This window comes from Deltaproteobacteria bacterium (assembly GCA_018668695.1).
In the GTDB taxonomy this organism is placed as follows: Bacteria; Myxococcota; XYA12-FULL-58-9; order XYA12-FULL-58-9; family JABJBS01; genus JABJBS01.
Genome location: JABJBS010000356.1, coordinates 1 through 9,155, shown reverse-complemented (window position 1 = coordinate 9,155; position 9,155 = coordinate 1). Strand labels below are relative to the sequence as shown.

Genomic DNA, 9,155 nt, shown 5'->3' with positions numbered 1-9,155 from the left:
TACGGCGCGAAGCGCTTTGATTTTCTCCATGCTCATCTTGTCTGGCATGATGAAAATAGTTTTGTAACCACGAACTGCAGCCACAAGAGCAAGGCCCATACCGGTGTTGCCACTGGTTGCTTCAACGATGGTTCCACCAGGCTGAATAAGGCCGCGTTCTTCTGCATCGTTTATCATATTGATAGCGATGCGGTCTTTCATGGAGCCGCCGGGATTCAAGTATTCACACTTGACGTAAATTTCGGCTTCGGTGTGGGTGCCGATGGAATTAAGTTTGACGATGGGGGTATTACCAACCGCGTCGAGAATGTTTGCTTTAGCTCCATGCATTAACGTCATGAATTTGCTCCTTACGATAAATCCTATGTCACTGGATTAGTTCATTGTTCTGCTACTAGCAAGTCGCTGCCCTGGCTGATTTCGCCATTAATTCGAGAATAAAATCTAAATGCCGCATTGCACCACCAGCATTCTTAGAAATGTCGGATGTTATTCGGTAAAATGGCGGTTTAAATGGCTAAAGTGCGCTGGCCTGGGACAGTAGCTGAATCATGCGCCCGATGTGCATGAGATGTAAGTAAAAACCGATAAGATCTCGAGGACTTTCAACATGATCGAGGCAATCGGCAACAAAAGCATGGAGCTCTGGAATTTGCTCGGTTTGCCCTTCAAGTCGCTGGCTTACAACCTGGCTTGCTTTGGCGTGAAAGTCGGTGTCGCCCTTCATCTGAGGGTCGATTGCCGTGAGGCTGGTTCTAACTTTCAGCGCTAAGCTATGAAGGAGACCCGCACCAACTTTGGCCCGAATCATCATGCCGGCGATATCCATGGCGCCGTCAACGACCTCGCTGCGTAGCTTTTGCTCTCCGTCTGGCTCAAACCAGCCGTTTTCAAGATAGATCATCATACTTTTGGGACGTTAGCGCGGGCCTTGATTGAAGTGCAAGTGTTTTGCACGAACCACTTGCTTAACGTTTCGCGGTTGGTCGATTTTCCCAGTTATCATCATAGGGTAGGTGATGATGACTTGCGGCCATACGCATCAGCTCTTCCATCTCTTGGATACACAAATTGTGAAAGCGCATCAGAAGTGCCTCATCCTCAGCCTTGTCTCGCGTCCATTGGGGAGGAACAAATGGACCAGAGAGCTCATGGGTGAGCTGTACGGGTCGAGGCAGTAAGCTGAGTCCCATGCCCCGAAGAAGGGGGAGGGGAACCTTAAATTTGTGGTAAATCGCCTCAGTAAAAGGATTTGAGTAAATCGTATAGAGATCATCCGCTGCCGGACAGGCTGCCAGCACAACGGGGCTCTGAGCCTCCATAGCAACCTTGCAGAAGCCTTTGCGGCTATCCCAGCGGATCTTGTAGCGTTCGTCACTTGAGCGGATGGCTTCAAGCATGCCACCAGGGGCGACGGCCACCAGGTTGCCAGCTTTTAATAAGCTCATGGCATTGTTCATATTGCCTTCAACGACACCTACGGCATTGGCAAAGTCTTTGACGCCGGGTGTTTTGAAGATAAGCCGGTCGCCCAGAGGACGCATCACACGCCCTGTGTTCTTGAAAATCTCGGCTGCAAGAAGAAACATATCGTAGGTAGCAAAGCTGTGGTTGAAGACCAGTAGACATGGTCCTTCGTCTGGGATTCGTTCGATCCCAAATGCTCGGTAAGCATGGTACTTTCCGATTGAGTCTGCTGCCCTGCTTAGCAGTTCATAGAGCCTGTCATGGTCGGGCTCAAAAGGGCTTGGACGACGCCTCATGATCTCAGTATTTGGCAAAGCGTGTGATTGTGCAATGGGCTGGGCTATATGTTTTTCTGTGAGCGTCTTAAAATAGATGAATAGGGAGTTGAAGATGGCGGGCCATCGTTATGGAAAAGTGAATATTGGTGGGGAAATTGTTGATCCCGGCGAGGCGAAGATCAGTATTTTTGATCGGGGCTTTTTGTATGGTGATTCGGTTTTCGAAACCATGCGGGTGTATGACTCTATCCCTTTCGCGTTTACCGAGCACCTCGAAAGACTGTATCGCTCAGGCGAGCGAATTGGTTTTGAGCTACCTTGGGAGATGAGTTTTGTCCGCAGTCAATGCTTAGACACTTTAAAGGCCGCGAATTTAGACAACGCTTACGTTCGCTTAATTGCGACTCGGGGCGGAGGGACCATGGGTCTCGACCCAAGTCTGGCAAGCGATCCTCAGCTTATTGTTCTAGCACTCTCGCTGCCTCCATTACCCCCTGAACTATACCAGGATGGCCGCAGTGCGGCTTTGGTGGGGGTGCGTCGCAATTTGAAAAAAGCAATCGACCCACAAGCGAAGACTGGAAATTATATCAACAGCGTGATGGCTCAAAACGAAGCACGCCAACGTGGGGCAGGCGAAGCAATCATGCTTGATAATGAGGGGCGGGTGGCAGAGGGCAGTTCAGCCAATGTGTTCGCACTCATCGATGGAACGTGGTGTACACCGCCGCTGGATGTTGGCATTTTAGGTGGCATCACCCGAAGTACTATTTTGCGAATTATGGAGACAGCGAATCTAGAGGTAGACGTTCGTATCTTGTGGCCCGAAGAGCTTAAGAATGCTTCGGAAATATTTTTGTGCAGTTCTGTTCGAGAGATGATTCCAATTGTGGAATTGGATGAGCAACCCGTAGGTTCGGGCAGTGTGGGGCAAGGTTACCGGGACATTCGCGTGCTTTACCATTCGGAAGTAAACCGACAGGTTCAATGCGGCGGTGAATAGCCTACCAAAAGTCCTTACCGAGTTCGTCTAGAATCTCTTCAGTAATATCGAGTGGTTTGAAGTTGCCAAAGAAATCTTCGAGTTCATGGCCGTCAAAACGGATACTCATGCTTTCTTCTAGGCTTGGTGTGTCTGGCTGTGTTTCGACAATCGTCTCAGGTGACATTTCGTTCATAAACTTCTGAATCTTTCACAGGGTTAAGTTGCCTTCGCCCTATATCCGCATGCCCTTCCTTCAGCCCCCTGCTTCAGGTTGGTGGATGCGGCCCTCCTCCTCATTCCAGGCGCTCACAGACCCCCTCCGTAAGATGCCCTCGATACGTGAGAGACATAGCCCTACATGTATGTGATAAAAATACGGCAGGAATATGAACTGGTCAAAAAAATGGTAATAAAAACAGAGCTTAAATAAGTGTTTCTAGAAGTCATGACATGAAAATCGCGAGATCGGTGAGATTTATTTTCAATTTAAAGCCTCACTTCATGAGTTGTAGGTATCGGTAAACTTGTGGTTGTGACGCGCTGCGCCTCGAAAATCACTGTGTGGTTCGGTACAGGCGTTTGCAGAAATTTTAATTCCTACTCTGCCCGCGTTTTTGGGATAGAGGGGACTGTGAATTTGTAGGTCCCTTGAATGACTTGGGCACCGATTGGGAGAAGGTATGGCCGTGGTTGCAACGCTTGAGCAAAACAAAAAAAGTGATAACCCATCGCAAACGATGCCGCTGCGATTTATCACCGCCGCGTCTCTTTTCGACGGTCACGATGCATCGATCAACATCATGCGACGTATCCTTCAGCAACACGGGGCGGAGATTATTCACCTTGGTCACAATCGCAGTGTTCAAGATATCGTTCGTGCAGCGTTGCAAGAAGACGTGAATGGTATCGCGGTAAGTTCCTACCAGGGTGGTCACGTTGAATATTTCAGATACATGGTCGAACTTTTGCAGGAAGCAGGCGCAAAGCATATCCGAGTGTTTGGCGGCGGCGGCGGCGTGATTGTTCCTGAGGAAATTCGTGAACTGGAAACTGCTGGCGTAGAGAAGATTTACAGCCCTGAGGATGGCCGTCAGCTTGGCCTCGAAGGCATGCTCATCGATTTGATTGAGCGCACACGGCGGGTGTCTAAACCAGAAGTAAACGAAGCGGTTCGCCCCGCTCAGCATGACCATTATGCTATTGGCCGAATGATTACGTTATTGGAAGAAGGCTCGGAGGAACCTGGTCGACTCGAGCAGTTTCGCGAGGCGTTCCCAACACCTGAATTGCCTGCACCGGTCATGGGTATCACGGGACCCGGCGGTTCCGGCAAAAGCAGCCTTACGGATGAACTCTTGGGTCGGCTCCTGATGGCTTACCCTGAATTGAATGTCGCAGTTTTATCCATCGACCCGACCAAGCGCAGAACCGGTGGAGCACTGCTCGGTGACCGTATTCGAATGAATAGCTTGAACTGTGACCGTATCTTTATGCGGTCGATGGCAACGCGCCGCAGTCATTTAGCGACCAACACAATGCTTGAAGATTCGATTCGACTTTTACAGTCTTTGAATTTCGATTTAATTCTCGTTGAGACGGCAGGTATCGGGCAAAGCGGCAGTGAGATTGTAGACTTTGTGGATAAGTCACTTTACGTGATGACATGCGAATATGGGGCAGCCACCCAGCTCGAAAAAATCGATATGATTGATTATGCTGATTTTATCGTGCTCAACAAATTCGAGAAGCGCGGAGCTCAAGATGCATTGCGCGATATCCGTAAGCAGTGGCGCCGCAGCCGGCAAAACTTTCAAATCACTGACGAAGAAATTCCTGTCTATCCAACCATCGCCAGCCAGTTTTCGGACGTTGGTGTGAACCGGCTTTTTCATACAGTTTGTTCAAGCTTAGGTGCGTTACCGGATAAGGCTAACTTCGACTGGACCCTCGATGATACGTGGTTGGCAGATGGGACCAAGCCGCAGCCAGCCCTGATTCCCGGACGTCGTCAGCGCTACCTCTCAGAAATCAGCGACCAAGGACGTGAGTATCGACGAACCGTAGAAGAGCAGGCAGAGTTTGCCAGCCGTCTTTCGCAATTGCATGCAACACTCAGTTTCTTAGGTGATGTAGATTGCCCTAAAATTTACGAGGCTTATACAAGCGCTCAGCTCGAAGCCGATGCCGACTCGACGCTCGCAAAATTGCGTAAGGCTTACAATACAACTCTTCAGGAGCTTAGTGCTGATGCCCTCAGACTCTTAGAAGGTTGGCCCGCCCAAGTAGAGTCGGTTCGCAGTGAACAATACAGTTACACAGTCCGAAACCGAGAAATTACCGGCGATAATTACACCACCAGTCTCAGCGACTTACAGATCCCAAAGGTGGCGGTTCCTCGTTACCGAGACGCTGGAGATATTCTCCGCTTCTTGATGCTTGAGAATCTGCCAGGACACTTCCCGTATACGGCAGGCCTTTATCCCTATAAGCGCCAAGGTGAAGATCCCACACGCATGTTTGCCGGTGAAGGAACACCGGAGCGAACCAACCGACGTTTTCACCTTGTTTGTCTTGGCCAGCCGGCAGCGCGCTTATCAACCGCTTTTGATTCTGTGACGCTTTATGGTGAAGACCCGCACCACCGACCTGATATTTACGGAAAAATAGGTAACTCAGGTGTGTCTATTTGCTCACTCGACGACATGAAGAAGCTCTATTCGGGCTTTGATCTCTGCGACAAAAAGACATCCGTATCGATGACTATCAATGGTCCTGCTCCGATGATTTTGGCGTTCTTTATGAATGCTGCAATCGATCAGCAAATAGAGAAGCACCTCAAGGAATCTGGTCAGTGGGACGCTGCTCAAAAAACCATCGAGGCATATTTTGCAGGTAAAGAACAACCTACCTACTCAGGTGATTTACCGGAAGGCCATCATGGTCTGGGCATCGCACTCTTGGGAATAACTGGCGACAAGCTGGTGGACGCCGAAACTTATGCGCGCATTAAAAAGGAAACACTCGCTCAGGTTCGTGGAACGGTTCAGGCCGATATCCTAAAAGAAGACCAGGCGCAGAATACATGCATTTTCTCTACAGAGTTTGCACTGCGTATGATGGGCGATATCCAATCTTATTTTATCGAACACCAGGTACGTAACTACTACAGCGTTTCGATCAGCGGTTACCATATTGCGGAAGCCGGGGCGAACCCCATAACCCAACTGGCTCTTACTCTTGCCAATGGTTTTACCTTTGTTGAGTACTATTTAGCGCGGGGCATGGATATCAATGACTTTGCTCCGAACTTAAGCTTTTTCTTCAGCAATGGAGTTGATCCTGAGTATGCCGTGATTGGGAGAGTCGCTCGCCGGATTTGGTCCAAGGCTATGCGAAACCTTTATGGTGCCAATGCTCGAAGTCAGATGCTGAAATATCATATTCAGACTTCGGGCCGCTCTTTGCATGCTCAAGAGATTCAGTTCAACGATATTCGAACGACTCTGCAGGCGCTCTACGCAATCTATGACAACTGCAACAGCTTGCACACGAATGCCTACGATGAAGCGATTACGACGCCCACTGAGGAATCGGTGCGCCGGGCGATGGCCATTCAGCTAATCATCAATCGCGAATTGGGACTGACTGCTAACGAGAATCCGTTACAGGGAAGTTTTGTTATTGAAGAACTCACCGATTTGGTTGAGGAAGCAATTTATACGGAGTTTGATCGGTTAACGGACCGAGGCGGCGTGTTGGGTGCGATGGAAACGATGTACCAGCGCGGCAAAATCCAAGATGAAAGTATGTATTACGAAGGTAAGAAATTCGATGGCAGCTTACCCATCATCGGGGTGAATACGTTTTTGGCCAAGGATGCAGCTGCTGAAGAAGAAACCACCATCGAGCTGATTCGTTCAACAACTGACGAAAAAGAGGCACAGATAGTTTCTTTGGAAAAATTCCAAACGTCACATAGCGTTCAAAGCGCTGAAGCGATGAGCAAGCTGCAAAAGGTGGCCCGCGAGGGTGGAAACATCTTTGAAGAGCTGCTCGAAACGGTAAAAAGTTCATCGCTTGGTCAAATTTCTGCAGGTCTTTACCAAGTGGGCGGGCAGTATCGTCGTAATATGTAGGCCCAAAGTTGTCGTAAGGCGCTGATATTAAATAATAATATAGTTTTGTCTTCTGGGGTTATCGACGAAAAAGAGGTGCTTTAATTTTCCGCGGAATTTTTGCGCCATTCGAAATTTCTGGGCAAACTTTAAACAAATGCGCACCGAGACCTATTTGTCGAGGCAACACGGGAGGCGAGGACGAGAGTCTGAGCTGTTGTCAAAGCGAGCCGGGTTTCAACCCTAGGAGGGGATTATGATTGATAGACGTCAAAAACGCAGCGTGCAGCCAAGAGTTGCAGCTCGCTTTTACTTAGATAGCCTGGCCATGAATCACGGACTCAGCGCTCTGATTCTAGCAACACCAGAAGGTAAGCTGGTATGTGGCTCCGAGAGCCGCCGCTACGGTAAATCTCTCTTGGTATCGGGAATCAGCGATGGTTACGGTCGTCAGTTGGCAGCAGTTGCACCTTATGCCGCGGCTGACGCAGAGCGTGGAGAGCAAGGCAGCTGGACTGGCAAGGACAATGAGCCAATCTGGTCTTCTTGTATTTCAATCGACGGCGATAGCTACTTTGTAGCGGCAGTAGGTTACGATGGACTGGCAGCTCGTGATGCGGCTCTTGATGCACTTCGCGGTGTAGAGAGAATTTTCTCGGGAGATCAAGCTCAGGCTGCTTAATCAGCGAGAGTAGGTTCGAAATGAGGCCGGTCTGTTTCACTTGAAGCGGGCCGGCTTTTTTTGTTGGTCTTGGGTGGCCGAGTTTTAAAAGTCGGATTTACGAACCACTTTTGGGTTCAGCGTCATAATGCTACGCTGGTCGAAATCAAGAAAAATTCTATTGAAGACTTTCTCTTGGAGATCTTTGCCCATCCACTTGTCGAGATAGATGGCTTGGTCTTGTTTCGGGTCGATACCGGCATCTTTATAAGTAGCGTGGTGTTTGTGTATGACCCGAGATTTCGGTTCGTAGACAACCTGAAAACCTCCGAGCCACGCCCGCAAGCAAAGGTCATTGTCTGAATAAAAGTGAACCATGCGCTCGTCGAGCAGGCCAATGGCCTCGATGCAGTCTCTGGTGATGAGCGTACAGGCGAAAGTAACCCATACTTCTTGAGTGGATTGATTAAACATACCGTTGTCTGGCCCGCCCTTATGGACCCCTTGCAAAAGGTCTGCGGTACCGGCGTGAATAATGTCTGCGTTTTCACCTTCGAGAAGCTGGCAGTTCCCAACGATGCCCACGTTGTCCTGAGCGGCATTGAGCATGGGCTTGAGCCAACCACTTTGAACCGTGACGTCGTTATTTAAGAGAATCAGGTGGTCAAAAGTGCCGCCGCCTCGAAGTGCAAGACGAATCCCTGCATTGATTCCCTGAGTGTAGAAAAGATTTTTTTCTAATCGCAGAAGCTCGTATAGCTCAGATGTTTCAAAGGCTGGGGTTGAACCATTGTCTACTAAAATAATGTCGATGGGTTCTTCGGTTTGGGCGTGCAAGGCTTCAATGCAGGCTTGAGTCATCGCGTGTTTATTATAGGCCAGAACAATGACAACGGGGTTTGAAAATTGCTTCATTGTCTTACCAGAGTGAGACTTCGGGGTGTTTCTTTGGCTCGCTCTTCACTAATGACGAGCTTCCCTTCATAGAAGGGGTGCGTGCTGCCAGGCTCAACCTCTTTGTCATTGACGACCCAACGCGCAGCATAACCAGGAAGAGCAATCTCTAGCCGGCCAAATTGATCGTAGCGATACGTCACGGAAAATGTTCCTGCCGCAATATTTCCCCAGGTCCGTTTGAGTTCCTGTCCGGCTTCGATGGGCTGCCCATCAATGGTTGGAGCAATTTGAAGAGCACTTTGTACGGCTATGCGAGCAGGCTTAATATCCGGGCCAAGGGCTGGGCCTCCGCTGCCCTGTGCTGGCGGGCTGACCTTCGTATCTTTGGTCATGGGCCGAAGGCTTACGGGAAATTCGAGGGCTTGTTCCTCGTTCAGGTTCAAGACGAGTGAGAATGGGTGATAACCCTTAGCTTCAATCAAAAGCCTGTGCGGTCCCGCTGGTAAGAAGCGCGCGGCGTAGGGTGAGGCGTGCGCAACCAATTCACCGTCGAGGAAGATGTTCAGATCTACCGCCGGTGTAATCTCGAGATTGAGACTGGTGGAACCTTCCAGGCCCTGCGGGGACTCATCCGGGTGAAAAAAGCTGCGTAGACGTGAAACACCGTCGCAAGCTGTGAGCGTCAGCAAAATCGTGGTCACTGTGACCATGCAGACTATTTCCCTAAGATTCTTCATGGATCTACTTGATAC

Annotated in this window: 9 protein-coding genes; 3 read left to right on the top strand and 6 right to left on the bottom strand. The window is 49.6% G+C overall.

The features are described from left to right. From HOK28_20355 to HOK28_20345, 3 genes are all read right to left on the bottom strand, one after another. Window positions 1-339: pyridoxal-phosphate dependent enzyme (locus HOK28_20355; GenBank protein MBT6435459.1), on the bottom strand; the 339-nt coding region annotated here is incomplete at its 3' end. 178 nt (window positions 340-517) lie between these two features. Beyond that, window positions 518-907, bottom strand: coding sequence for a hypothetical protein (locus HOK28_20350; GenBank protein ID MBT6435458.1), 390 nt, complete (start codon window positions 905-907; stop codon window positions 518-520). Between the two features lie 61 nt (window positions 908-968). Further along, window positions 969-1,763: an acyltransferase family protein gene (locus tag HOK28_20345; GenBank protein MBT6435457.1), complete on the bottom strand. Its 795-nt coding sequence runs from the start codon at window positions 1,761-1,763 to the stop codon at window positions 969-971. A gap of 94 nt (window positions 1,764-1,857) precedes the next feature. Here HOK28_20345 and HOK28_20340 point away from each other — a divergent pair, with 94 nt between their 5' ends. After that, the gene (locus HOK28_20340) at window positions 1,858-2,748 is read left to right on the top strand and encodes an aminotransferase (GenBank protein ID MBT6435456.1); all 891 of its coding nucleotides are present in this window, start codon (window positions 1,858-1,860) and stop codon (window positions 2,746-2,748) included. Window position 2,749: 1 nt separating this feature from the next. Here HOK28_20340 and HOK28_20335 read toward each other — a convergent pair whose 3' ends face one another. Next, on the bottom strand, window positions 2,750-2,923 hold the full coding sequence (locus HOK28_20335) for a hypothetical protein (GenBank protein MBT6435455.1): 174 nt from the start codon (window positions 2,921-2,923) through the stop codon (window positions 2,750-2,752). Window positions 2,924-3,410: 487 nt separating this feature from the next. Between HOK28_20335 and HOK28_20330 the strand changes: the two genes are divergently transcribed. Next, the gene (locus tag HOK28_20330; protein ID MBT6435454.1) at window positions 3,411-6,866 is read left to right on the top strand and encodes a methylmalonyl-CoA mutase family protein; all 3,456 of its coding nucleotides are present in this window, start codon (window positions 3,411-3,413) and stop codon (window positions 6,864-6,866) included. A gap of 235 nt (window positions 6,867-7,101) precedes the next feature. Beyond that, window positions 7,102-7,527 (top strand): hypothetical protein, encoded by a 426-nt coding sequence (locus HOK28_20325; protein ID MBT6435453.1) that lies wholly within the window; start codon window positions 7,102-7,104, stop codon window positions 7,525-7,527. A gap of 84 nt (window positions 7,528-7,611) precedes the next feature. Here HOK28_20325 and HOK28_20320 read toward each other — a convergent pair whose 3' ends face one another. Both HOK28_20320 and HOK28_20315 read right to left on the bottom strand, forming a co-directional pair. Next, on the bottom strand, window positions 7,612-8,421 hold the full coding sequence (locus HOK28_20320; GenBank protein MBT6435452.1) for a glycosyltransferase family 2 protein: 810 nt from the start codon (window positions 8,419-8,421) through the stop codon (window positions 7,612-7,614). Next, complete coding sequence (locus HOK28_20315) at window positions 8,418-9,113, bottom strand: hypothetical protein (GenBank protein MBT6435451.1); 696 nt, start codon at window positions 9,111-9,113, stop codon at window positions 8,418-8,420. Before HOK28_20315 ends, HOK28_20320 begins: the two co-directional genes overlap by 4 nt. Window positions 9,114-9,155: the final 42 nt, after the last annotated feature.